The organism is Lentzea sokolovensis (assembly GCF_033949975.1).
GTDB classification, from domain to species: domain Bacteria; phylum Actinomycetota; class Actinomycetes; order Mycobacteriales; family Pseudonocardiaceae; genus Lentzea; species Lentzea sokolovensis.
The window spans coordinates 621,177-643,696 of sequence record NZ_JAXAVU010000001.1 but is presented as its reverse complement, the minus strand read 5'-3'; the positions used below and the strand labels follow the sequence as shown (position 1 = coordinate 643,696).

Here is a 22,520-nt window from a genome sequence, read left to right as displayed (position 1 = left end):
CAGCATTGCGCCGAATGGAAGATTGTTTCGTGGCATATTCTTTATGAATGTGGAATAGTCGTGTCCGTGCAGCGACTCAAGAGCGGTGTGCGGTCCCGCGTCTGGGCGGACGGTGACCGGATCATCAAGCAGGTGGTCGGCGACCAGGTGGCGTTCGAGCGTGAGGTCACCGCGCTGAGGCTCGCCGAGCACACCGGCGTGGTGCCGCGCGTCCTCGACGTCGACCACGAGAAGCGGACGGTGGTGCTCGAACGGCTGCGCTCCGACCCGTTCGGGGAGGACTGGGTGATCGCCTACGCCCGCGGTCTCGCCCGCCTCCACATGGCCACCGGGCCGGAGCACGCCGGGCTGCTGCCGCGCCAGGCGGTCCCGGACCCCGCCCCGTTCCTGCGGTTCGTGCGGGCGATGGAGGTCGAGATCGGGGGCGCCGAGAACGAGCTGGTGTTCGAGGACTCCGGGAAGTTCGACCTGGTGCACGGCGACCCGTGTCCCGGCAACGACATGTACACGCCGCAGGGCGCGAGGTTCGTCGACCTCGAAGGAGCGGCGCTGGGCGACGGGCTGACCGAGGTCGTCTACCTCCGCATCGGCTTCCCGACCTGCGCGACCGTCACCGAGACGCCCCGGGAGCTGCGGGAGGCCGCCGAGCGGGCCTACTTCGAGGAACGCGGGTTCACCGCGGGGCTCGAAGACGCGTGCGTGCGGTGGCTCGTGAACGGCGACGCGCTGGTGCAGCGCTCCGAGCGGGACGGCACCGACCACCTCGCCAAGGTCGTCGACGAGGACTGGTTCTGGTACAGCACGACGGCGCGCGGCCGGCTGATGTTCCGGGCGCGGGTCGTGGCGACGTTCACCGAGACCCACCCGGAGATGAGCGCGCTCGCCCAGCGGTTGCTCGACCGGATGGGCCAGGTCTGGACGCCGCAGCCGATCGGAACCCTCCGCACGCACGTCTCATGACCAGGCGGACAGCTTCAACCCCGAGGTGAACGAGCGGTCGACGCCCGACACGGGGTCCACAAAGGACAAGGTGCGGGCGAGGAGCTGGAGTGGCGCCGAGAAGTCGTCCAGGGGACGTTCCCTCAGCACCGGGTAGAAGTCGTCGTTCACGATCGGCAGGCCGAGCCCGGACATGTGCAGCCGCAGCTGGTGGGTGCGGCCGGTCACCGGCTTGAGGTGGTAGCGGCCGAGCGGACCACGATGCTCCACAAGGGACACGTGGGTCTCGGCGTTCGGTGCGCCGTCCTCCTCGAACGCGGTGATGATGCCGCGTTCCTTGATGATCCGCGAGCGCACCACGCGGGGCAGCTCCAGCGCCGGGTCGTACGGGGCGATCGCCTCGTATTCCTTGCGCACCACCCGATCGCGGAACATCGTCTGGTACTTGCCGCGCAGCTCGCGGCGCACCACGAACAGCACGAGCCCGGCCGTCACGCGGTCCAGCCGATGCGCGGGCGAGAGCTCCGGCAGGCCCAGCGAGTCGCGGAGCTTCACCAATGCGGTCTGCATGATGTGCTGGCCGCGCGGGATGGTCGCGAGGAAGTGCGGCTTGTCCGCCACCACGATGTAGTCGTCCTGGTGGACCACGCCGACCTCGAACGGCACCGGCACTTCGACGGGCAGGTCGCGGTGGAACCAGATGTAGGAGTCGGGCACGAACGGCGCGTCCACGCCCAGCGGCCCGGAGACGCTCCAGATCCGTTCCTCGGCCAGCATCTCGTCGATGCGTTCGACCGCCACCCGCGGCAGGCGTTCCACGAGGTGCTCGCGCAGGGACAGCCACGGACCTTCCGGCGGCAGCTTCAACCGCGCCGCGTCCAGGCCGTTGCGCTGGGGGAGAGGGGAGGAGGGTTTGCGTCTCATCGCACCGGCCAGTCTAAATGTTCGGGAAAACCGAACGATATCGCTCGCAAACATTCGCTGTACTGAAGGGACGGCGGAAACAACACTGGGTGCATGTCGGTCTTCCTCGTCCTCGGCTCGGTCGTCTCGCTGCAGTTCGGCGCGGCGTTCGCGAACCAGCTCTTCGGCCAGATCGGCGCGCCCGGCGCCACGGCCCTGCGGCTCGGCATCGCGGCGCTGATGCTGGCCGTGGTCGTGCGGCCGAAGTTCCGCCAGGAGACGCTCGTGCTCGGGATGACCATGGCCGGCATGAACGGCACGTTCTACCTCGCGATCGACCGGATCCCGCTCGGCGTCGCGGTGACGATCGAGTTCCTCGGGCCGCTCGGGCTCGCGGCGGTGCTGAGCCGGCGGCCCAGGGACTTCGTGTGGGTCGGGCTGGCGCTCGCCGGTGTCGTCGTCCTGGGCGTGCACGAGTACACCGGCGCGAAGCTCGACCTGATCGGTGTGGTGCTCGCGTTGATCGCGGCCGCGTTCTGGGCCTGCTACGTCCTCGCCGGGCGCAAGCTCGCGACGGCCGGGCTCGGCACCGGCGGTCTCGCGGGGGCGAGCCTGATCGCGGCGGCGCTCACCCTGCCGTACGGATTGTCGACGGCCGGCGCCACGTTGTTCGAGCCCAGGATCCTGTTGCTCGGCACGCTGGTGGCGCTGCTCGCGTCCGCGATCCCGTACACCCTGGAGATCAGGGCGCTCAAGACGTTGCAGCCCAGCACGTTCGGCGTCGTGCTCGCGCTCGAACCCGCCGCCGCCGCGCTGGCCGGAGCGTTGCTGCTCGGCCAGCACCTGAGCGTGATCTCGTTGTGCGGCATCGCCCTGGTGATCACGGCAGGGGTTGGAGCGGCGCTACGGAAAGCGCCAGCGCCTCCCGGAACGCCCGCACAGCGGGATGCTGACCTCGTCCTGCCCGTGCCGCAGTGAACAGCAGCCGCGACATCGGCACCGGCAGCTCGTGCAGGTCGACGGCGACCTCGCGGTCGTACCAGATGAGGTCCGGCAGCAACGCGACCGCGAGACCCCGTTCCACGAACCGCAGCTTCACCAGCACGTCGGTGGAGGAGAAGCGGACGTCCGGCTCGAAGCCGTTGTGGCGGCACCAGTTCACGTTGAAGATCCGCTGCGGGAAACCCTCGGTCTCCATGATCCACGGGTAGGAGCCGATCTCGGCGACCGGAAGTCCACGTGGGACGGCCAGCCGGATCGGGTCCCGGCACAGTTCCCGGTACTCCAGGCCGGTGAACCTGGCCTCCGGCTGGTCCGGCCACTCCTCCACGAAGACGAGGTCGAAGTCCCTGGCGTTCAGCGCGGAAAGCGCTTCCGCGGGGTCGAGGACCTGGAACTCGATCCGCAGTGACGGATGCTCGTCCCTCATGCGTGCCAGCGTCGCCGGGATCAGCGCGAGCGCCGCGGTCTGGAACGTCGCGACCCGCAGCGTGCCGGTGATCTCGTGCAGCGACGCGGCCACCTCCGACTCGGCCTGGTCCAGCCGGGCGAGCACCTCTTCGGTGTGCCGCACCAGAATTTCGGCCTGGGGCGTGAGCTTCACCCGCCTGCCGACCGGTTCCAGAAGGGGCACGCCGACCTCGGACTCCAGCAGGGAGAGCTGCTGCGACACCGACGACGGGCTGTAGTTCAGCGCCTGCGCGACGGCGGCGAGCGTCCCCCTTTGGGAAAGTTCTCGCAGCAGTCGCAGGCGATGGAGGTCGAACATCAGATCATTATCCGATACAGTGCCGCTACCGCCCCCTGAGAAAACGTGCTGTCCTCAGCACGCTTTGAGGAGGTATCGGTATGTCCAAACGACTCCGCATCGTCGCGGGGATCGCGCTGGCAGCCGGTCTGCTCGTGTCGGTCTCACCGGCACAGGCACAGGTCGAGACGGGTCCGTGGACCAGCTACTCACCGTCGTTCACCGTCCAGGAACGCGGCTGCGGCAACGTCAACAACCTCACGTTCCAGCTCACCTGCTCGACCGCGAGCGGTGACCAGCGTGCCGAGCGGCGTTACGCCACTTACACCGGCGGCACGCGCCAGTTCGAGGGGAGCTTCCGGATCACGAGTCTCGGCGGCACCCGCATCAGTCTCAAGCAGACGTTCCGGGAAGCTCCCACCGCCGGACCGTTCTGGATGCTCGCCGTGGAACGCGGCGGCCGGCTTTACGCCGTGCACGGGGGCGACACCATCGCCACCGGCGCGACCGTGGGGGCGACCGTGCGCGTGAACACCGTGCACAACACGGCCACGGAACACCGCACGTACATCAACGGCTCGCGTGCGCACACCTACGCGAGCTCGGGTTCGAGCTTCTACGACAAGTTCGGCGCGTATCGGACTTCCAGCGGCCAAGGACCTGCCACGGTCGTCTGGAGCAACATCAAGTTCTGGCGCAAGTGATCCGACGCACGACTGCTTTGGTGCTCCTGCTGTTCTTGGCTGCCTGCGGCCAGGAACAGCAGGACCCCGTGCTGACGTCCGAGCTGACCTCGCCGATCGACGTGACGCTGCACTGGCGTCCGGAGGCGGGGTCGGCCGGGCAGGTCGTCGAGTACGCGAACGCGGCCGACGGCGAGTACACGATCCTGGAGTTCGCCGCACCGGCGAAGGACACGTACAAGCATCCGGACCTGATCCCGGAAACCCAGTTCTACTACCGGGTCCGGCCGCTCGCCGGACCCGCTTCGGCCGCTGTGGACGTCGTGCTGCCCCCGGGCGAGGACGTGCCGGAGATCGAGGGGCCGGACTGGACCGCGCCGGTCAAGCGCGGTGGGGGCGCGACGCCGGTGGCCTCACCCGAGGCGGCGGCGACGAGCCTGAAGGCGGAGGTGAAGCACGCCAACGGGATCCTGTTCACCTGGGAGGACCACGCGTCCGACGAGGACGGGTACCTGATCGAGGTCAGGCCGGCGGGCGCGGCGGACTACCGCGTCGCCGTGCAGCTCGACCCGGACACCACCTCGTACGGGGTGATCACACTTCCAGACGAGAAAACCGCGACCTATCGGGTGCGCGCGTTCCGGTTCGGATCGCCGTCGAACCTGACGCATCAGACGACGGGGAAGGTCTGAGCGCCTGTCTGGCGCTCCACGCGCTCGCGGCGAGAAGCAACGCCGCGAGCGCGTAGGGCCAGGTCGTTCTCTCCGTGACGGCCAGTGCGACGTTGATCGCCGCGAGCAGGCCGAACACGCTGGTCAGCAGCCACCAGGTCAGTTGATCTTCGCGTGCGAGAGCGGTCATTCGGGTGGGCTACCCGTTTTCCAACTCCCTCACACCTTCTTCCTCTTCTTTTTTCTCGCCGCGGCGGCGCATGAACCCGAAGCCCGGGATGCCGAGGATCGCCTGGCGCATGTCGCTGGTGACCTCGAGCAGCTGGTGCACCTCCGGACCGACCTTGTCCAGGGTCGCGAGGATCGGCAGGATGTCGCTGGTCAGGTGCTCTGTCAGCACCGGCAGCTCGTCGACCAGCTTGATCGCGGCCTCGACCTCGTGCGGCGAGAGCTCGTCCACGAACCGCTTCGCGAGCGGCTGGGCCTGCTTGGCGAGCGGTTCGTACATGCCGATCAGTTCGTTGGCCGTGTTCGCGGTGTGGCCCGCAGTCGTGACGACCAGCCCGGCCCGTTCGGCGACGTCGCTCGCGCTCGTCGTGATCGCGCGGACCTCGTCGACGGCCTTCTCCGCGTCGGCCACGACATTGGCCGTGCGGTCGACCAGGTCGCCGGCTTTCGCGACGATGCCGTCGACGGCGTCGATCGTGCCGTTGACCTTGCGGACGAGTTGCTCGACCTCGCCGATCAGGCTCAGCACGCGGGCCGGAACGGCCGCGACGGCCACTGTCGTGTCGAGGGCGGTGTTGAGCGCCTGCTTGGCAAGTCCCATGCCGGGGATTTCCATGCGTCCACTCTGCCTTATGCGTTAGTCGAGTTGGGGGAACGCCATTCGGTTTTCGAAACTGCCGGTCGGCGTCGATCACCATTCCTGATGTCTGCCAGTCGGCTGACCAGGCGAACCGGGAACCATGCGCCGCCCGAAGTTGTCAGAGCCGGGGGTTAGCATCCCCGGCGGGCGAGGGAGGGCGCGTTATGTCTTGGTGGCACCGGATCAGACGCATTATCTCCGGTGGAGGGCGGGAATCGGCGAGTTTCGTCGCGGCACTGCTGGGTGTTCTGGTGCTCGCGGGCGCCGCGCTCGGGCAGGGCATCTCGCGCACGTCGGTCTCGGTGTCGGACGGGCTCACCTGGCTGGGCGATGATCAGCGCGGCGAGGTCGTGCAGGTCAACCCCGTGTCGGGCAAGCCGCAGACGCGGTTGCAGATCAGCGGGCCCGACTCGCAGCTCGAGATCGCGCAGGAGGACGGCCGGCTGATCGTCCTGAACCGGCGCACCGGCGAGATCACCGTCATCGACCTCGCGACGCTGCTCGCCTCCGGCCGCAGGCAGGCGCCGCCCGGTGCGACGAGCAAGGTGCTGGTGGCGAACGGGCTGGTGTTCGTCGTCGACCGCGCGGCCGGCACCGTGCACACCGCCGATCCGTTGTCGCTGGCCGACATCGGGCAGACGTGGCAGGCAGGACAGCCCCTGGCCGACGCCGTCGTGGACGAGCGCGGTGTGCTGTGGCTGGTCGATCATGGTGGCACGTTGCGTTCCCTGGACTGGTCGGACGACGAGGAGCGGTTCCAGGAGCGCTCGCAGCGTCAGGTCACCGGTGCCGGGCCTCGTACTGTTCTTGTGCCGCACGACCAGGGCGTCACGCTCATCGGCCTCGACGGCGGCGTCGTCGTTCGCGACGGCACGGGTGAGGACGTGGACTCGTCCACCGACCGCTCGGACGCCGAGGTGATCGCCGCGCAGACCTCGCCGCTGGACCTGGTGCCCGCGTCGGTGCCGTCGTCCTCGGTCGTGGTGCTGGTCGTCGGTCGCGAGGTCCTCCGTGTCGACGTCGGCGCGATGGGGTGCCCGAATCCCGGGCGGCCCGCGGTGTTCCGCGACAAGGTCTACGTGCCCTGCAAGGGATCCGGCAAGGTCATCATCCTCGACCGCTCCGGCAACCGCGGCGGCGACGACGTGCGCACGTCCGGCGGGTCCGACCCCGAGCTCGTGTTCGACGACGGCCGGTTGTTCGTCAACGTGCCCGGTTCCTCCACGGGTGTGCTGGTCGACGCGGACGGTGGGACGCGGTCGCTGACGATCCGCAGCCCTGAAGTTCCGGTGAAGGACCCGGACCGCTCGCCGCCGCCGTCCGTGCCGCCGCCCCCGCCGCCGAACCCGAACGAGCCGACGAAGCCGCCGCGCAACCCCGGCCTGGGCAACGGCCCGACGAGCGAGGTGCAGCCTCCGCCGTCGGCTCCGTCCACACCGCCGTCCGCCGGTGCCACGGCTCCGGCCGCGCCCGCGGGCGTGACCGTGAGGGAGAAGTCCCGCAACGCTTCCGCGCTCGTCGTGACGGTGAGCTGGACCGCGGCCGCCTCGACCGATCCGGTCGTGGGCTACACGGTCGCGGGCTCCGGCTCGTTCAGCGGTGGCTCGGTGTCGGCTCAGTCCGCCGGTACGTCCACTGATCTGTCGGTGCCGTGCGCGGGTTCCACGTTCTGCTCGGGCGGCAGACTGGACGTGACGGTGCGCGCGTCGACGGCGTCCGCCGCCGGTGCCGCCGGCATGGCCGCGTTCACGGTGGCGCCGCCGCCCCCGAACAACCCGCCGCCCAACAATCCGCCGCCGACCACCACGCCGCCACCGCCTCCACCGCCGCCTCCGGTGACGACGACCACCACCACGCCTCCACCGCCGCCTCCTCCGCCGCCCTCGCTGCCGAGCGCGGGTGCGGTGGTGATCACGTCGATTTCGGGTGTGCGCACGAACCCGACCCGCCGGGTCAACCTGGCGCCGCCCGCTGACTGGGCGAGCCACAACGGACGCTGCGAGGTCGTGAACCTGTCGTACGGGTTCTCCGTCGGAATCCCGTGCAACGCGACGTCGGCGACCATCGACGTGGACGAGGGCAGCAACGCGATCGTCGTGCGCGCTTACGCGGCCTCGGGAGCGGGCCAGGTCGACTCGGCGCAGAAGAACGCGCTCTTCACCTACGACGAGTGCGCGGGCAAGCCGAGCTGCATCCCGCGGATGGCGCCGGCCGGAGCCGGCACGGCGCCGATGGGCGCGGGCGGTCTGGGTCTGCTGGCGTGCGCGTTCCTGCTGCGCATCGGTGTTCGTCGTGGAGAAGAGGACAAGTGATCGACACCGGTGAGGTTTCCGCCTTCCGCGACCTGCACACCCGTCTCGGCGACGCGGTCGAGAGCGCGGTGCGCGGCAAGCGCGACGTGATCGACCTGGTGCTGGTGGCGATGTTCGCGGGCGGCCACGTGCTGCTCGAAGACGTGCCCGGCACGGGAAAGACGACGCTGGCACGTGCCGTCGCGGGTGCGCTGGGCGGCCTGTCGCGGCGCGTGCAGTTCACGCCCGACCTGCTGCCGTCCGACGTCACGGGCACCTCGGTCTACGACCCGCAGACGGGCCAGATCCGGTTCCGGCCGGGTCCGGTGTTCGCGAACATCGTGCTGGCCGACGAGATCAACCGCGCGGCCGCCAAGACGCAGTCCGCGCTGCTGGAGGTCATGGAGGAGCGGACCGTCACGGTCGACGGCATCGGGCACGCGGTGCCGGACCCGTTCCTCGTGGTGGCGACGCAGAACCCGATCGACCTCGACGGCACCTACCGGCTGCCCGAGGCGCAGCTCGACCGGTTCATGCTGCGCACCTCCATCGGCTACCCGTCGGTGGAGGACGAGCTGGACGTGCTGCGTCCCGGCAGCGGCGCGGGCCGGGTCGCCGACGTGCGCACGGTGTCGTCGCCGCGCGAGATCAGTTCGTTCAGCGGACGGTTGCAGTTGCTGCACGTCGCCGACCCGATCCTGCAGTACATCTCGTCCGTGGGCACCGGTACCCGCACCGACGAGCGGTTGCGGCTGGGCACCTCGACGCGTGGCCTGCGGACCCTCGTGCGGTGCGCGCAGGTCTACGCGGCGTCGAAGGGGCGGCATTTCGTTGTGCCGCAGGACGTTCAGGACATCGCCGAGCCGGTGCTGGCCCATCGCCTGGTGCTGACGCGGGAGAGCGTCCTGTCGGGCGTGACGACGGCCGAGGTGCTGTCCGACGTGCTGTCGCGCGTGGCGGTGCCCAAGCCCGCGGCACAATGAGACTCACCCTGCGCGGCACCGGAACCGCGGTGCTGGGCCTGCTGATGCTCGGTGTCGGGCTGTGGTGGCGGTACGCGGGGATGGCGGCGTTCGGCCTGGCGCTGACCGCGCTGGTCGTCGCCTCGATCGTCTCCGTGCTGGTCGCCTCACCGCTGTCGGTCTCGCGCACGGTCCGCCCGCGCACCGTGCCCCGGCTGGCCCGCTGCAACGGCCGGCTGGAGCTGTCCGCGACCGGGCGCTGGCCGGTGGCGCTGGACGCCGTCGACATGGTCGCGGGCTCGCCGATGGACGTCGACGTGCCGCTGCTGGCACCCGGCGCGGTCGAGGCCGTCGACTACGCGATCCCCACCGAACGCCGCGGCGTGTTCGACGTGGGCCCGTTGACGTTGCGGCGCAAGGGCTTGGCCGGTCTGGCGCAGGCGCGCACCGTGCTGGGCGAGGTCGTCCAGGTGCGGGTCGTGCCGCGCGTGCTGCCGGTCCGCGGCCTCCCGTCCGGTGCCCGCCGGGGCCAGGTCGGCGCCGACGAACGCGTCGAGCGCGGCGGCACGGACCTGGTGGGACTGCGCGAGTACGTGCCGGGTGACGACCTGCGGCGGCTGCACTGGGCGACGTCCGCGCGCACCGGCACGCTGATGATCCGCGAGGACGCCGACCCGGCCCGCCCGCACCTTGCCGTGCTGCTGGACGACAGCGTCTCCTCGTACGCCGAGGAACAGCGTTTCGAGGAGGCCGTCGAGGTGGCGGCGTCGCTCGTCACCTCGGCCCTGGAACAGGGGCACCCGGTGCGGCTGCTGACGTCGTCCGGCGGCACCGACATGGAGGAGCAGCAGGACTCGGCGCCGATCCTGTCCGCGCTGGCCGACCTCGAACTGCGGGACGTCGACGGCCGCCCGACCGTGCCGGTGCGCGACCTCGACGTGGTCGCCGTGATCAGCGGCAAGAGCGTTCCCGCGCTGGTGCTGGAGGCCGGGCGGGCCGCGTTCGGCGCGGTGCTCGTGGTGGACGAGAAGCGGCCGGTCGGCGCGGCGGGGTCGGTGCTGGTGATCAGCGGGGCGCGCGCGGAGGACCTGGTCGACTCGTGGAACGCGGTGGTGGCCCGATGAAGTTCGCGTGGGTCGCCGCCATTCTTCTCGTCGGCTCTCTCCAGCTCGCCCAGGCCTGGGACGGCGCGTTCGTCTACTTCGGACTCGCCGCGTTCGCGGGTTTCCTGGCTCTGCCGCTGAAACGTCTCGTCCCGGCCGGCCTCGCCGCGCTGGCGGTCATGGTGCTCGCGATGACGGGCGGGTTCTTCCTGGCCCGCGGCGCGTCCCCGGACCGCGACCCGACGTGGGTGCTGCTCGACACCGTGCCGAGGCTGCTCACCGCCGCCCGGCCCGCCCCCGCGACGCCCGAACTGCTCGTGCCCGGACTGCTGCTGATCATCGGCATCTCCACGGGAATGGTGCTGTCGGTGACCAAGCGCGGCACGGCGTTGTTCGTCCCGGCGCTCGGTGCGGCCACCCTGTACGTGTCGGCGGCGCTGCTCACCACCGGCCGTGCGGACCGCTACGGGCTGGTGGCGCTGACGCTGGTCGTGGTGCTCGCGCTGGGATGGCTGATCATCGACCGGCGCGGGCCCGTGGTGCCGCCGGCGGTGCTCGCCACCACGCTGGCCGCGCTGACGCTGCTGACCTTCGTGTTGCCCACCAACGGGTTCGAGCCGCGCAAGCTCGTCACGCCGCCCGTCACCGACCTCGCTCTCTCGAACCCGCTGCCGCAGCTCGCCTCGTGGGCGGCGCAGGGGGACACGGAGCTGTTCCGGATGCGCGGGCCCGAGGTGCCGGTGCGGCTGGTGACGCTGAGCCGGTACTCGGGGGCGTCGTGGGAGGCCGCGTCGACGTACGGACCGCTTGGTGTGGTGGACGCGCCGGACCTGCCGACCGGCGGGAAGTTCCAGGACGCCAGCGTCGATCTGCGGATCACCGGGCTGACGGGGGAGTGGCTGCCGGGCGTCGGGAAGCCGCAGGCGGTGTCCCTGAGCGACGCCATGGTGGATCCGGACACCGGCTCGTTGGTCGTGGCCGAGGGCCTCAAGACCGGGCTGAGCTACACGGTGCGCGGCGTCGTCGAGACGCCGGCCGACACCGATCTCGCCGAGGCTCAGGTTCCTTCCAGCGCAACGAGGTACACGGCGTTGCCGCGCCTGCCGTTCACGCTGGCGGACTACGCGCGCCAGGCGACGCAGAACGCGCGCACGCCGTACGAGAAGGCTGTTGCGCTGGAACAGGTCGTGCGGCTCAACCGCCGGCCGGACGCCGAGGCGCCGGTCGGCTCGTCCTACGCGCGGCTGGAGACGTTCCTGTTCGGCGCGGCGGGCGAGGCCGGCGCGGGGGCGGGGACGGCGGAGCAGTTCGCGTCGGCCTACGCGGTGCTCGCACGGGCGGTCGGGCTGCCGACTCGGGTGGTGGTCGGGTTCCAGCCGGTGCCCGAGCAGAACGGCGAGCGGATCGTGCGCGCCGCCGACGCCACCGCGTGGCCTGAGGTGTACTTCAGCGGGTGGGGCTGGGTCGCGTTCGATCCGGTGTCCGGCAACGGAAGCGGTCCCAGTGCCGCCTCGAAGCGCGAGGTGCTGAACCGGCTCGCGTCGACCACCGCGAAGCCGACGCCGACCTCGCTCCAGTCCGTGCCTCCGCTGGTGCAGCCGACCGCGGTGCGGGGCGACCAGGTGGCCGCGCCCGAGGCTCCGAAGGGGTTCCCGTTCTGGGTGTTCACGCCGGTGCTGCTGCTCGTCGGGCTGTACGTGGCACGGACTTCGCGGCGCGTCCGGCTGCGCGTGGCCGGACCGGTGGGAGCGTGGCACGAGGTGCTCGACGCGTTGCAACTGGCGGGACTGCGGCCGAAGCCGAGCCGCACCGTGCCGGACGTCGCGCGAGAGTGGGGAGAGGCGGGCGCACAGCTGGCCGTCTTGGTCGACCAGGCCGCGTTCGCACCACAGCCGGTCGTGGGCGAGAACAGCTGGCGGCTCGCCAGACAGGTGAAGAAAGCGGTGCGGCGCAAGGCTTCCTGGTGGCGCAGGCTGGTGTGGGCGATCGACCCGCGGCCGTTGTTCCGGCGCTGACGGATCAGCGCACCACCTGGGCGGGAATGCAGTTCTTCCCGATCACCTTGAACAGCGCCTCGCACAGCCCCGGTGCCGTGTCGGACGGGAACGGGCCGAGCCAGATGAACTGCGTGAATCGCGTGTCCTCGGGGACGATGACCGGGCAGACGTCGTCGCGTCTGGTCAGGAACGCGGTTTGGCCGCGCAGTGCGGGGTTCGCGCTCTCACGATGCTTCACCCACATCGTTTCGTAGTCCAGCAGCACCTGGACTTCCGACTGCGGCATCGCGCCTTCCAGCGAGTGCAGCACGAGGACGGACGAGCCGGGGTCGCAGGGCATGTCCGTGTATTCGAGCTGATCGGGCACAGCCGGGGAAGTGGGCGAGGCGCCCGTGTTCTGCCGGGACTCCGACTGCAGGTTGCCGCCGATCAGCATGCCGATCCCGATGCCGACCACGAGTGGAATGACCGCCCACACAATGAGAATGCGGCGCTTTCGTTGTCGAGCGAACATCGGTGGGCCGGCATAACGAGCGCTTTGCACCGGGGCAACCTACGCCAGTTCGTGCGTGCGCAACAACAACGGTCGTGAACAAGGTCAGTTCTTGTTGGCACAGACCTTTGCGGAGCTGCCACGTTCGCCGTTGTAGCCGAACGCCGCGATCTGGAAGCACCGCCGGTCACCGCCACCGTCCTCGATGACGTACTTCGTGCTGCCGCCGGTCACTCTCGTCACGGCGTTCGGCTTGGCGCCCGTCACGTCGACCACGACGAACTCGGCCTGGCCGTCGCTGGGATCGCTCCATTCCAGCTCGATCGCCCTGCCCTGGTACTCGGCGCGCTTGAGGACCGGGACGAACCTCGGGTCGGTGTTCGGTGACGGTCCCGCGTCGGCGGAGTCCGAGGTCGGCACGGGCGGTGTCGTTGTCGTCACTGGTGGTTGGGCCTGCTGACGGTCGTCACCCCGGTTGAGGAAGATGCCCGCGGCGAGCCCGCCGGTCACCGCGATCACGGCCAGCAACGCCAGCACCGCGCCGCGTTTGCTCTTGCGGACCGGCGCGGTCATCGGTTCGACGGGAGGCAGATCTACTGTCGGTAGCACCGCGACCGGCTGCGACCGGGGAGGCGGTGGCGGGACGAGGTCGTGCTGCCGGTAGGTCAGGTCTTCGAGCCGGCCCTGCCACGAGTCGTCGCGCTCTTGTTCCGGTTCGGGTTCGGGTTCCGGTTCGGGTCTGAAGCCGCGCGGCCCGAAACCCGGCGCCTCGGTCGGGCCCTCCGGGTAGTAGTCGGGGCGTTCGCCCAGCATCGCCGTCGCGTCGGGATCCACAGTGGACAGCGAGGTGCCGGAGTTCACCGCCATCAGCGCGTCGCGCAGCTCCAGTGCCGAACCGAAGCGCTCGGCCCGGTCCTTGCGCAGGCAGCGCTGGAGCACGGCGACGAGGGGCGCCGGCACGTCGAACCGCGTGAGCGACCGGGGTTCGCCGCTGCCGACCCGGCCGACGTAGGAGAGCAGCGTGTCCTCGTCCGGGTTGTCCGAGGCGAACGGCGGTTTGCCCTCCAGCAACGTGAACAGCGTCGAGCCGAGCGACCAGATGTCGTCGGCGAACGACGGCGCGGCGCCCTCCAGCATCTGCGGAGCGGCGTGCCGGTAGCTGACCATCTGCAGTGACGCGGAATGTCCCGCGTCGGCGCCACGCGCGATGCCGAAATCGGCCAGCACGTACGAAGTCGGGAGAACCAGGACGTTCTGCGGCTTCACGTCCCGATGCAGGATGCTCTGGCCGTGCGCGAACGCCAGCGCGTCCGCCACCGCGATGCCCGCCGCCACCACGTCCTGCACGGGCAACGGGCCCATGGCGCGCAACCGGTCGTGCAGCGAGCCGCGTTCGTAGAACTCCATGACGATGCACGGACGGCCGTCCGGGAGCGTGCCCGTGTCGAGCACCGTGACGATGTGGGGGTGCTGGCGGCCCAGTTCGACGGTGATGGCCAGCTCGCGGCGGAAGCGCGTCACCGTGGCCGGGTCCGTCACCTGCAGCACCTTGACCGCGACGTCGCGGCCCAGGCCGTCCTGGCGAGCGCGGTAGATCGTGCCCTCGCCGCCCTGCGCGATCACGCGGAAGCCGCTGTAGCCGGGCAACGCGATCTCCGGCGCCTGCGCAGCTCCCTGCGCGGGCGCCCAGGCCATCAGATCGTCTTCCACCGGCGGATCCTATCCCGGAGCGAACGGGGCATCGCTGGACGTTCGCAGGGATTGGCCGGGAGGTTCAGTCGCCGACGACCTTCACCTGGAATCCCAGTGCCTGCAACATTCCCGTCAGCATCACGCGGGTGTTGTCCTCGGCGCGCTTGAGGATCTCCGACTTCTGCGCGGCCTCGGTGAGCTTGGCCTCCGCGGCGACGTAGAACCGTTGCTGGTCAGGAGGTCCCGCCAGCGCCTGCAGGTCGTTGATCAGGCCGCGTTCCTGGCTGAACACGTACGACCTGTCGTGGTGCAGGTTCGGTTTGTCCAGCTGGGGCTTCGGCACGCGCAGTTCGACGGTCTTGCCGTCCGGCGACAGGATCAGCCCGTCGTCCTGGAGCGTCCCCAGGTCCACGAAGGCGTTGACGGACCCGGCCGCGACGAACAGCGTCCGTTCGCCGGCCAGTGCGGCAGGCACCCACTTCACGTCGTTCTCGATGTCCAGCACGACCTGGAACTCGCCCGCGGCGGCGTGGTACTGGCTCAGGTCCCGCACCGACTTCAGCATCGCGGGCTGGCTGCGGTCGATGGATTCGTCACCGAAGGGTTTTATTTGTGTGAAACCGAACGCCGCCACTCCGAGGAGAATGAGGACGGCCGCGACCAATGCTCCACGCGTCACCCAGCGCCTATACACCGCGTTGGAGTACCCGTGAGGTGATGCGCGCACACGGTCCGTATGGGCTAATCGACCCGAGCGGAATCAGTTCCGTGTCCACGTGGTTGGCTTGGACGAGACGAGAGCGACAGTTCAGGAGGCGTGCGGTGGACCCGGAGAACCTGTACGAGGTGGACTCGGAGGTCCCGGACCTCACGGGTGCGGTGCTGCTGCACCACTTCGAGGGCTTCATGGACGCCGGTGCCGCGGGCCGTCTGCTCACCGAGCACCTGCTGGAGACCCTCGAAAGCCGCGTCGTCGCGCGCTTCGACATCGACGGCCTGATCGACTACCGGTCCCGCCGCCCGCTGATGACCTACGCGACCGACCACTGGGAGGACTACGCCGCCCCGGAACTGGTCGTGCACCTGCTCTGGGACAGCGCGGGCCACCCGTTCCTGCTGCTCACCGGCCCCGAGCCGGACCGCGGCTGGGAGGCGTTCATCCAGGCCGTGCGCTCGCTGATCGACCGCTGGGGTGTGCGTCTGACCGTGGGCTACCACGGGATCCCGATGGGGGTGCCGCACACACGGCCGTTGAACGTCATCGGCCACGCCACGCGACCCGAGCTCGTGTCGGAGTACCAGCCGTTCTTCAACCGCGTGCAGGTGCCCGGCAACGTGTCCGGGCTGCTGGAGTTCCGCCTCGGCCAGGCGGGCCACGACGCGATGGGGTTCGCCGCCCAGGTGCCGCACTACCTGGCGCAGTCGCAGTACCCGACCGCCGCCGTGACCCTGCTCGACGCCCTCGCCCGCGCCACCGGCCTCGCGCTGCCCATCGGCTCGCTGGTCGACGCCGCGCAGGCCGCCGACGCCGAGATCCACCGGCAGGTCGCGGAGTCCGAGGAGGTCGCCCAGGTGGTGGAAGCGCTCGAGCGGCAGTACGACGCCTTCATCCAGACTGTGGGAAACACCGACCTCCCCAGCGCGGACGAACTGGGGGCCGAGTTCGAACGGTTCCTGGCCGAGCAGCAGCGTCCGCCGGACCACCTGTAGGAGCTCGCTATGGCCACCTGGGACGACGTGCACCGGATCGCCACCTCCATGCCCGATGTCACGGAGCGGGTGCGCGAGGGCGTCGTCGACTGGAGGGTCAAGGACAAGCTGTTCGTCTGGGAACGGCCGCTGCGCAAGACCGATCTGTCGGCGCTGGGGGCGGCGGCCCCGTCCGGACCGATCCTGGCCGCCCGCGTCCCGGACCTCGGCGCCAAGGAGGCGTTGCTGGCCTCGGACCACTCGGTCTACTTCACGACGCCGCACTTCAACGGGTATCCGGCGATCCTGGTGCGGCTGGAACACATCGAGGTGGGGGAGTTGGAAGAGTTGATCGTGGAAGCGTGGCACGCGAGGGCACGGCGCCGGTGACGCTGACGAAGTGGATCCGCGAGGTCGCGGACGAGCCGTTGCTGCTGACAGGTGATCTCCAGGCCCAGGCGGAGGAGAACACCTGGTCGCTGGGCAGGGCCAAGGGGGAGACACCCGTGGCGGCGGAGGTGGTCGCCGCGTTCGAGGAGACCGCGCGACGGCTCGGTGAGCGCGTGACCGCGATGGAGCGGACAGCGACCTTCTACGTCTGGTACGACGTGCAGGCAGGGCACCTGAAGTGTTCGACGAGCTCGGCGAAGAAGGACGCGCTGCCGTTCGGCGCCAAGGTCGATCCGGACGCGACGCTGGCGGCCGTCGTCGCTGACTACCTCGCCGGCGACTGGCCGGGAACGGACGAGGACTTCGTCCTTCCCGTGTGGACCGCCGAGGTCGGGCTCTAGTGGAGTTCCTCTGCTACCACCGGGATCGGCCGGGGTCGATGCCGGTGCGCTCAAGGCTGGTCGAGGCGCACTGGTCCTACATGGACGGGTTCGAGCTCATCGCCCGCGGGCCCACGTTCGCGGACGACGTGGTCACGGGCAGCGTGCACGTCGTCGACGTGCCGGACGCGGCCGCTGCCCGTGCGTTCGCGTTCGACGAGCCCATCTACCAGGCCGGTGGCTACCGGGACGTGCTGGTGCGCAGGTGGCGCAACGTGCTCGGGCGCACGATGTGGGACTTCCCCGGCGGCCGCGAGGGTGGTGGCCACCTGGTGCTCGGGTTCGGCTCCGGAGACCCCGCGGACCTCGTCCCTGCGCGGCCGGAGGAGCTGATCGCGTACGGGCCGTTGCTCTCAGACGACGGCAACGCCTGGCTGGGCACGGCGGCACTGGTCAGGTCGGCGGACCCGCGATCGGTGCTGACCGCGGACCGGTACGACGCCGTCGAGGTGCACGAGTGGGAGTTCGGCGGCCGTCGCTAGTAGCTGACGAACCGGTAGTGCAGGCCGCTGCTCGACTCCAGCCACTCGCCGACGCTGACCGGCTCCCGGTCCACGACGGGTGCGTACGTGTCGCCCTCGAACGCCTCGCGGATCTCGGTCACCTCGACGCGGTCGGCGAACGGCAGCGTCGCCGCGTACACCGCCGACCCGCCCATCACCCACAGGTCGCCGGTGACGTCGGCCAGGGCCTTCTCCAGGCCGTCGAACGTCTCGGCGCCCTCCTGGGGCGTCCGGGACAGCACCAGGTTGCGGCGGCCCGGCAGCGGCCGGAAGCGCGGCGGCAGCGACTCCCACGTGCGGCGTCCCATGAGGACGGCCGAGCCCGCGGTGATCTCCCGGAAGTGCTTCATGTCCTCGGGGACGCGCCAGGGGATGGCGTTGTCGCGGCCGATCACGCGGTCGGCGGTCTGGGCCCAGATCAGCCCGATCACACCGCCACCGGAGCCTTGATGCCGGGATGCGGGTCGTAGCCCTCGATCGTGAAGTCCTCGTACCCGTACTCGAACAGCGAGGCCGCCGGAGCCGTCTTCAGCGTGGGGAACTCGCGCGCGTCCCGGCTGAGCTGCAGCTCGACCTGCTCGACGTGGTTGTCGTAGATGTGGCAGTCGCCGCCGGTCCAGATGAAGTCGCCGACGCCGAGGCCGGTCTGCGCGGCGATCATGTGCGTCAGCAGCGCGTAGGAGGCGATGTTGAACGGCACGCCGAGGAACAGGTCCGCGCTGCGCTGGTAGAGCTGGCAGGAGAGCTTGCCGTCCGCGACGTAGAACTGGAAGAACGCGTGGCACGGCGGCAGCGCCATCTGCGGGATCTCGCCGACGTTCCAGGCGGAGACGATGATCCGGCGCGAGTCCGGGTTCGTCTTCAACGTCTTGAGCACTTCGGCGATCTGGTCGACGTGCCCGCCGTCGGGCGTCGGCCACGACCGCCACTGCACGCCGTAGACCGGGCCCAGCTCCCCCTCGGGGGAGGCCCACTCGTCCCAGATGGACACGCCGTGCTCCTGCAGCCAGCGGACGTTGCTGTCGCCACGCAGGAACCACAGCAGCTCGTACGCGATCGACTTGAAGTGCACGCGCTTCGTCGTGATCAGCGGAAAACCGGCGGCGAGCGGATAGCGCAGCTGGTGGCCGAAGATCGACCGCGTGCCGGTGCCGGTGCGGTCCTCCTTGCGCACACCCTCTTTGAGGACGTGGCGGAGCAGGTCTTCGTACTGCGTGTCGGGCATGAACGCACCCTAACTAATTCCAGCGGTCGAACGACGTCACCTCCGCCACGTCGCGTCGCACGGCCACGGAGAACTTCTCGGCGGGGTGGCCGAGCGGGACCATCGCGGCGATCTCCCAGCGCTCCGGCACGCCGAGCAGCTCCAGCGTCTCGGCCTGATGCACCCTGATCACCGTGGTCAGCGTGGTGCCGAGCCCCAACGCGCGCGCGGCCAGGCAGAAGTTCTGCACGGCCGGGTACACCGACGCGTGCACCGGCCCGATGTCGATGCCCTCCACCAGCGACGGCAGCCGGGGCATGAGGAAGAACACGATCACCGGCACGGACGCGAGGGTGTCGGCGAGGTGGTTCGCGGACCGGCCGATCCGCAGGCCGACCGCGTCAGTGCGTTCCGGCGCCATCTCGGCGTAGCGGGTGAACGCGCTGCGGTACAGCCTGCCCACCTCGGCGCGCACGTCCGGATCGGTGACGACCAGGTACCGCGTGGGCTGGACGTTGCCCCCGGACGGCCCCTGCTGGGCTGCCCGCAGACACGTCCACACGTCGTCGACGGCCACGGGCTCGTCGGTGAACCGGCGGATCGCCCGCGTGGTCATGATCGCTTCGAGGGCGTCCATCAGAACCTCGTCATGTCCGGGGCGAGCCCCAGCTTGAGCATCGAGTAGGTCTCCAGCATCCGCCGCGACACCACCGTGTGCTGCGCCGCCACGTGCGCGTCGCGCAGGCAGCGTTGCAGAGCGGACGACTCGAACACCGAACTGCCGCCGCCCGCCGCGAACGCCTTCTGCGTCACGTCCGTCGCCTCGCCCGAGGCGAACGAGCAGGCCAGCCGCAGCCGCGCCTTCACGGGATCCGCGGCGGCGGCGCCGGTCAGCGCCGCGTCCCAGGCCGCGCTCAGCGTCTCGTGCAGGAACGCCGTCGCCGACGACAGCCGTGCCTCCATCAGCGCGAGCTCGATCTGCACGCCGGTCTGCTCCGCGAGGCGGGACGTCGCGTACTGCGGCACCTTCTCGACGGCCAGCGCCTCGATCTCGTCGATCGCGCGGCGGGCCACGCCCAGGCACACGGACGCGACGCCCACGGCCAGGAAGCTGAAGTAGGGGAACACCGTGATGGGGCCTTCGATGCCGGGGGCGATGCCGATCGGCCACACCGCACGACGTGACGGCAGGAAGGCGTTCGTGAGAGAGAACTCGTGCGAACTGGTCGCGCGCAGGCCGGCGGCGTGCCACGTGTCGTGGATAGTCACGTCCTCACGCGGATACACGGCCAGACGCGGACCTACGGGCGTGAGCGTGCCACCGATGACCCATGAGGCGTGAGTGACGGCGCTGCCCCAGCCCCAACGGCCGGTCACGCGATAACCGCCGTCGGTTTCCACGGCCTTCCCCAACGGCGCGGCGGTGCCCGCGATCAACGCGCGCGGGTCGCCGAACACCTCGTCGGCGGCGTCGGTGGGCAGGTACCAGGCCAGCGACGACGAGATGGTGGTCGTCATCGCGGTCCAGCCGGTCGAGGCGTCGGACCTCGACAGCTCCTGGACCTCCCGGCTCCACTGCGGCAGCCCGAGTTCGGCGCCGCCGTAGCGCTTCGGGGCGATCAGGCGGTGCACGCCGTGGTCGACGAGCGCGGTCAGCACCGGTTCGGTGAGGGCGCGCTGCTGTTCGGCCACCGGCGCCTCGGCGCGGATCAGGGCGTGGAGATCCATGCGCGCGATCTTGCTCCAGCGGCTACAGCTTGGCGAGCGCCTCAACGAGTGGCTTGAGCTCCGGAACGTCCCCGGCTTCCGACAGCGACTCGGAGAGCACCTGGTCGTGCGTGGGACGGGCGAGCGCGAGCAGCTCGTGGCCCTTCTCGGTGACCTCGGTGTAGATGCCGCGCCGGTCGGTGGGGCAGAGGTAGCGCGACAGCAGGCCGCGGTCCTCGAGTCGCGTGACCAGGCGCGTTGTGGCTGACTGGCTGAGCACCACGGCGTTGGAGAGCTGGTTCATCCGAAGGTGGAACCCGTCCTGGCGATTGAGGACGTCCAGAACGGTGTACTCGCTGACGGAGAGTTCGTGGCCCTTCTGCAGCGCTCGTTCGAGGCGGTCCTCGATGCGCGCGTGCAACGCCGCGAGCGTGCGCCATCCCTGTGCGCGCGCCTGGACGGCGTCGTCGTCCAGTGACATAGGTCAACCCTTCTCGAATAGACAGCGTGTGCAACTATTGCGTACGCTTGTAATCGTCTTCAACAAGTCTACCGGGGAGAGACATGGATCTGTCGGGACGCACGGCACTTGTGACGGGCTCCACCGCGGGCATCGGCTTCGCCACCGCGGAAGGGCTGCTCAAAGCGGGTGCCGCCGTCGTCATCACCGGCCGCGCCGAGGACCGCGTGGCCGAGGCGGTCGGCAAGCTCAGCGCCCACGGTGACGTGCGCGGTGTCGCGGCGGATCTCGCGACCGCCGAGGGCGCGGCCGAACTGACCGGCCAGGTGCCCGACGTGGACGTGCTCGTCAACAACCTGGGCATCTACGGCGCGAAGCCGGTCTTCGAGATCGACGACGCCGAGTGGCAGCGGTTCTTCGACACCAACGTCATGTCCGGCGTCCGGCTCGCCCGGCACTACACGCCCCGCATGGTCGACCGCGGCTGGGGCCGGGTCATCTTCGTGAGCAGCGAGTCCGGCGTCTTCACGCCGACCGAGATGGTCCATTACGGCATGACGAAGACCGCGCAGATCGCCATCTCGCGCGGCATGGCCCAGGAGGTCAAGGGCACCGGCGTCACCGTGAACTCGGTGCTGCCCGGCCCCACGCTGACTCCCGGCGTCGAGGAGTTCATCCGCGAGCGCGTCGGCGACGGCGGCGAGGCGGAGTTCGTCCGCACCGAACGGCCGACCTTGTTGCTGGGCCGCCTGATCCGCCCCCACGAGGTCGCGAACCTCATCACCTACGTCGCGTCGGACCTGTCGTCCGCGACGACCGGAGCCGCGTTGCGCGTCGACGGCGGCACCGCTCCGACGCTCATTCCGTAAGTACAACCGTAAGGATTCTGCTTTGAACACCGTGAAGCTCAACAACGGCGTCACCATGCCCCAGCTCGGTTTCGGCGTCTGGCAGGTGCCGGACGCGGAGGCCACCCCCGCCGTCGCGGAGGCGCTGAAGGCCGGATACCGCAGCATCGACACCGCCGCGGCCTACGGCAACGAGGCCGGCACGGGTGCCGCCATCGCCCAGTCCGGTGTGGACCGTGACGACCTCTTCGTCACCACCAAGCTCTGGAACGACGACCACGGCTACGACGCGACGAAGCGCGCGTTCGACGAGTCGCTGCGCAAGCTCGGCCTCGACGTCCTCGACCTGTACCTGATCCACTGGCCGACCCCGGCGCGCGACAACTACGTCGACACCTGGAAGGCGTTCGTGGAGCTGCAGAAGGAAGGCCGCGTCCGTGCGATCGGCGTGTCCAACTTCCAGCCCGATCACCTTAAGCGGCTGATCGACGAGACCGGCGTCGTGCCGGCGGTCAACCAGATCGAGGTGCACCCGTACTTCCAGCAGACCGAGGTGCGCGCGTTCAACGCCCAGCAGGGCATCCAGACCGAGGCCTGGTCGCCGCTCGGCCAGGGCGGCGAGCTGCTGAGCGATCCGGTCGTCCAGAAGATCGCCCTGGCCCACGGCAAGTCGGCCGCGCAGATCGTGCTGCGCTGGCACCTGCAGATCGGCAACGTCGTGATCCCGAAGTCCGTGACGCCGTCCCGGATCCGGGAGAACATCGACGTGTTCGACTTCGAGCTGCCCGACGCCGAGATCGAGGCGCTGTCCACTCTGGACCGCGGCGGCCGCATCGGCCCGAACCCGGACGAGCTCAACTAGTGGCGTGACCCGGAAATACGAAGCCCCGGCCCGCTTGATCGCGGTCCGGGGCTTCGTCGGCGACGGGC

The 22,520-nt window shown here is 70.0% G+C and carries 25 protein-coding genes; 14 read left to right on the top strand and 11 right to left on the bottom strand.

The annotated features are described in order from the left end of the window. Positions 1–66: 66 nt before the first annotated feature. Positions 67–960: a phosphotransferase gene (locus tag SK854_RS03050; RefSeq protein ID WP_319973387.1), complete on the top strand. Its 894-nt coding sequence runs from the start codon at positions 67–69 to the stop codon at positions 958–960. Here SK854_RS03050 and SK854_RS03045 read toward each other — a convergent pair. Next, positions 955–1,863 carry a pseudouridine synthase gene (locus SK854_RS03045; protein ID WP_319973386.1) on the bottom strand — a complete coding sequence of 303 codons (909 nt, stop codon included), beginning with the start codon at positions 1,861–1,863 and terminating at the stop codon, positions 955–957. The genes SK854_RS03050 and SK854_RS03045 overlap by 6 nt on opposite strands. Positions 1,864–1,956: 93 nt before the next feature. Between SK854_RS03045 and SK854_RS03040 the strand changes: the two genes are divergently transcribed. After that, positions 1,957–2,820 (top strand): EamA family transporter, encoded by an 864-nt coding sequence (locus SK854_RS03040; protein WP_319973385.1) that lies wholly within the window; start codon positions 1,957–1,959, stop codon positions 2,818–2,820. Here the strand turns inward: SK854_RS03040 and SK854_RS03035 are convergent. Then, positions 2,723–3,610: a LysR family transcriptional regulator gene (locus SK854_RS03035; protein WP_093588208.1), complete on the bottom strand. Its 888-nt coding sequence runs from the start codon at positions 3,608–3,610 to the stop codon at positions 2,723–2,725. The two genes, SK854_RS03040 and SK854_RS03035, sit on opposite strands and share 98 nt — an antisense overlap. A gap of 80 nt (positions 3,611–3,690) precedes the next feature. Between SK854_RS03035 and SK854_RS03030 the strand changes: the two genes are divergently transcribed. Both SK854_RS03030 and SK854_RS03025 read left to right on the top strand, forming a co-directional pair. Continuing rightward, positions 3,691–4,293 (top strand): hypothetical protein, encoded by a 603-nt coding sequence (locus SK854_RS03030; RefSeq protein WP_319973384.1) that lies wholly within the window; start codon positions 3,691–3,693, stop codon positions 4,291–4,293. A gap of 20 nt (positions 4,294–4,313) precedes the next feature. Beyond that, positions 4,314–4,964, top strand: a complete 651-nt coding sequence (locus SK854_RS03025) for a fibronectin type III domain-containing protein (protein ID WP_319973383.1) — start codon at positions 4,314–4,316, stop codon at positions 4,962–4,964. A gap of 178 nt (positions 4,965–5,142) precedes the next feature. Here SK854_RS03025 and SK854_RS03020 read toward each other — a convergent pair whose 3' ends face one another. Beyond that, positions 5,143–5,787 carry a hypothetical protein gene (locus SK854_RS03020; protein WP_319973382.1) on the bottom strand — a complete coding sequence of 215 codons (645 nt, stop codon included), beginning with the start codon at positions 5,785–5,787 and terminating at the stop codon, positions 5,143–5,145. Positions 5,788–5,975: 188 nt separating this feature from the next. On the opposite strand from SK854_RS03020, the gene SK854_RS03015 reads away from it, so the two are divergent. From SK854_RS03015 to SK854_RS03000, 4 genes are read left to right on the top strand one after another with little or no spacing between them, the layout of a single operon-like run. Next, positions 5,976–8,123 (top strand): NHL repeat-containing protein, encoded by a 2,148-nt coding sequence (locus tag SK854_RS03015; protein ID WP_319973381.1) that lies wholly within the window; start codon positions 5,976–5,978, stop codon positions 8,121–8,123. Next, a complete protein-coding gene (locus tag SK854_RS03010; RefSeq protein WP_319973380.1) occupies positions 8,120–9,085 on the top strand; it encodes an AAA family ATPase in 966 nt (321 codons plus the stop codon). Before SK854_RS03015 ends, SK854_RS03010 begins: the two co-directional genes overlap by 4 nt. Then, positions 9,082–10,188 (top strand): DUF58 domain-containing protein, encoded by a 1,107-nt coding sequence (locus tag SK854_RS03005; RefSeq protein ID WP_319973379.1) that lies wholly within the window; start codon positions 9,082–9,084, stop codon positions 10,186–10,188. Before SK854_RS03010 ends, SK854_RS03005 begins: the two co-directional genes overlap by 4 nt. Further along, positions 10,185–12,182 (top strand): transglutaminase domain-containing protein, encoded by a 1,998-nt coding sequence (locus SK854_RS03000; protein WP_319973378.1) that lies wholly within the window; start codon positions 10,185–10,187, stop codon positions 12,180–12,182. Before SK854_RS03005 ends, SK854_RS03000 begins: the two co-directional genes overlap by 4 nt. A gap of 4 nt (positions 12,183–12,186) precedes the next feature. Here SK854_RS03000 and SK854_RS02995 read toward each other — a convergent pair whose 3' ends face one another. From SK854_RS02995 to SK854_RS02985, 3 genes are all read right to left on the bottom strand, one after another. After that, positions 12,187–12,621 (bottom strand): hypothetical protein, encoded by a 435-nt coding sequence (locus SK854_RS02995; RefSeq protein ID WP_319973377.1) that lies wholly within the window; start codon positions 12,619–12,621, stop codon positions 12,187–12,189. A gap of 141 nt (positions 12,622–12,762) precedes the next feature. Continuing rightward, on the bottom strand, positions 12,763–14,367 hold the full coding sequence (locus SK854_RS02990) for a serine/threonine-protein kinase (protein WP_319973376.1): 1,605 nt from the start codon (positions 14,365–14,367) through the stop codon (positions 12,763–12,765). 64 nt (positions 14,368–14,431) lie between these two features. After that, entirely contained in the window at positions 14,432–15,028 is a 597-nt protein-coding gene (locus SK854_RS02985) for a DUF4230 domain-containing protein (protein WP_319973375.1), read from the bottom strand. A gap of 143 nt (positions 15,029–15,171) precedes the next feature. Between SK854_RS02985 and SK854_RS02980 the strand changes: the two genes are divergently transcribed. From SK854_RS02980 to SK854_RS02965, 4 genes are read left to right on the top strand one after another with little or no spacing between them, the layout of a single operon-like run. Then, positions 15,172–16,059, top strand: a complete 888-nt coding sequence (locus SK854_RS02980) for a proteasome assembly chaperone family protein (protein WP_319973374.1) — start codon at positions 15,172–15,174, stop codon at positions 16,057–16,059. 9 nt (positions 16,060–16,068) lie between these two features. Then, positions 16,069–16,428: an MmcQ/YjbR family DNA-binding protein gene (locus SK854_RS02975; RefSeq protein ID WP_093588201.1), complete on the top strand. Its 360-nt coding sequence runs from the start codon at positions 16,069–16,071 to the stop codon at positions 16,426–16,428. Beyond that, on the top strand, positions 16,401–16,829 hold the full coding sequence (locus SK854_RS02970; RefSeq protein ID WP_319973373.1) for a hypothetical protein: 429 nt from the start codon (positions 16,401–16,403) through the stop codon (positions 16,827–16,829). The genes SK854_RS02975 and SK854_RS02970 overlap by 28 nt, the downstream gene beginning before the upstream one ends. Then, positions 16,805–17,350, top strand: a complete 546-nt coding sequence (locus SK854_RS02965; protein ID WP_319973372.1) for a YciI family protein — start codon at positions 16,805–16,807, stop codon at positions 17,348–17,350. Before SK854_RS02970 ends, SK854_RS02965 begins: the two co-directional genes overlap by 25 nt. Here the strand turns inward: SK854_RS02965 and SK854_RS02960 are convergent. From SK854_RS02960 to SK854_RS02940, 5 genes are read right to left on the bottom strand one after another with little or no spacing between them, the layout of a single operon-like run. After that, positions 17,347–17,802, bottom strand: coding sequence for a dihydrofolate reductase (locus tag SK854_RS02960; protein WP_319973371.1), 456 nt, complete (start codon positions 17,800–17,802; stop codon positions 17,347–17,349). The genes SK854_RS02965 and SK854_RS02960 overlap by 4 nt on opposite strands. Beyond that, positions 17,799–18,596 carry a thymidylate synthase gene (locus SK854_RS02955; RefSeq protein ID WP_319973370.1) on the bottom strand — a complete coding sequence of 266 codons (798 nt, stop codon included), beginning with the start codon at positions 18,594–18,596 and terminating at the stop codon, positions 17,799–17,801. Before SK854_RS02955 ends, SK854_RS02960 begins: the two co-directional genes overlap by 4 nt. A 13-nt stretch (positions 18,597–18,609) precedes the next feature. Then, on the bottom strand, positions 18,610–19,212 hold the full coding sequence (locus SK854_RS02950; protein WP_319973369.1) for a nitroreductase family protein: 603 nt from the start codon (positions 19,210–19,212) through the stop codon (positions 18,610–18,612). Continuing rightward, positions 19,212–20,303 carry an acyl-CoA dehydrogenase family protein gene (locus tag SK854_RS02945; RefSeq protein ID WP_319973368.1) on the bottom strand — a complete coding sequence of 364 codons (1,092 nt, stop codon included), beginning with the start codon at positions 20,301–20,303 and terminating at the stop codon, positions 19,212–19,214. The genes SK854_RS02950 and SK854_RS02945 overlap by 1 nt, the downstream gene beginning before the upstream one ends. Before the next feature lie 22 nt (positions 20,304–20,325). After that, the gene (locus SK854_RS02940) at positions 20,326–20,763 is read right to left on the bottom strand and encodes a MarR family winged helix-turn-helix transcriptional regulator (RefSeq protein WP_319973367.1); all 438 of its coding nucleotides are present in this window, start codon (positions 20,761–20,763) and stop codon (positions 20,326–20,328) included. Between the two features lie 83 nt (positions 20,764–20,846). Between SK854_RS02940 and SK854_RS02935 the strand changes: the two genes are divergently transcribed. After that, on the top strand, positions 20,847–21,611 hold the full coding sequence (locus tag SK854_RS02935) for an SDR family NAD(P)-dependent oxidoreductase (protein WP_319973366.1): 765 nt from the start codon (positions 20,847–20,849) through the stop codon (positions 21,609–21,611). A 55-nt stretch (positions 21,612–21,666) separates the two neighbouring features. Then, entirely contained in the window at positions 21,667–22,452 is a 786-nt protein-coding gene (locus SK854_RS02930) for an aldo/keto reductase (RefSeq protein WP_319973710.1), read from the top strand. Positions 22,453–22,520 lie beyond the last annotated feature (68 nt).

Bases quoted from the DNA above. Each gene is read 5' to 3' on its own strand.
- SK854_RS03020 (WP_319973382.1), bottom strand. From the start codon at position 5,787: ATGGAAATCCCCGGCATGGGACTTGCCAAGCAGGCGCTCAACACCGCC.
- SK854_RS02945 (WP_319973368.1), bottom strand. From the start codon at position 20,303: ATGGATCTCCACGCCCTGATCCGCGCCGAGGCGCCGGTGGCCGAACAG.
- SK854_RS02940 (WP_319973367.1), bottom strand. From the start codon at position 20,763: ATGTCACTGGACGACGACGCCGTCCAGGCGCGCGCACAGGGATGGCGC.
- SK854_RS03045 (WP_319973386.1), bottom strand. From the start codon at position 1,863: ATGAGACGCAAACCCTCCTCCCCTCTCCCCCAGCGCAACGGCCTGGAC.
- SK854_RS03015 (WP_319973381.1), top strand. From the start codon at position 5,976: ATGTCTTGGTGGCACCGGATCAGACGCATTATCTCCGGTGGAGGGCGG.
- SK854_RS02930 (WP_319973710.1), top strand. From the start codon at position 21,667: ATGCCCCAGCTCGGTTTCGGCGTCTGGCAGGTGCCGGACGCGGAGGCC.
- SK854_RS02935 (WP_319973366.1), top strand. From the start codon at position 20,847: ATGGATCTGTCGGGACGCACGGCACTTGTGACGGGCTCCACCGCGGGC.
- SK854_RS03000 (WP_319973378.1), top strand. From the start codon at position 10,185: ATGAAGTTCGCGTGGGTCGCCGCCATTCTTCTCGTCGGCTCTCTCCAG.
- SK854_RS03030 (WP_319973384.1), top strand. From the start codon at position 3,691: ATGTCCAAACGACTCCGCATCGTCGCGGGGATCGCGCTGGCAGCCGGT.
- SK854_RS02955 (WP_319973370.1), bottom strand. From the start codon at position 18,596: ATGCCCGACACGCAGTACGAAGACCTGCTCCGCCACGTCCTCAAAGAG.
- SK854_RS02950 (WP_319973369.1), bottom strand. From the start codon at position 19,212: ATGGACGCCCTCGAAGCGATCATGACCACGCGGGCGATCCGCCGGTTC.
- SK854_RS03005 (WP_319973379.1), top strand. From the start codon at position 9,082: ATGAGACTCACCCTGCGCGGCACCGGAACCGCGGTGCTGGGCCTGCTG.
- SK854_RS02975 (WP_093588201.1), top strand. From the start codon at position 16,069: ATGGCCACCTGGGACGACGTGCACCGGATCGCCACCTCCATGCCCGAT.
- SK854_RS03040 (WP_319973385.1), top strand. From the start codon at position 1,957: ATGTCGGTCTTCCTCGTCCTCGGCTCGGTCGTCTCGCTGCAGTTCGGC.
- SK854_RS03035 (WP_093588208.1), bottom strand. From the start codon at position 3,610: ATGTTCGACCTCCATCGCCTGCGACTGCTGCGAGAACTTTCCCAAAGG.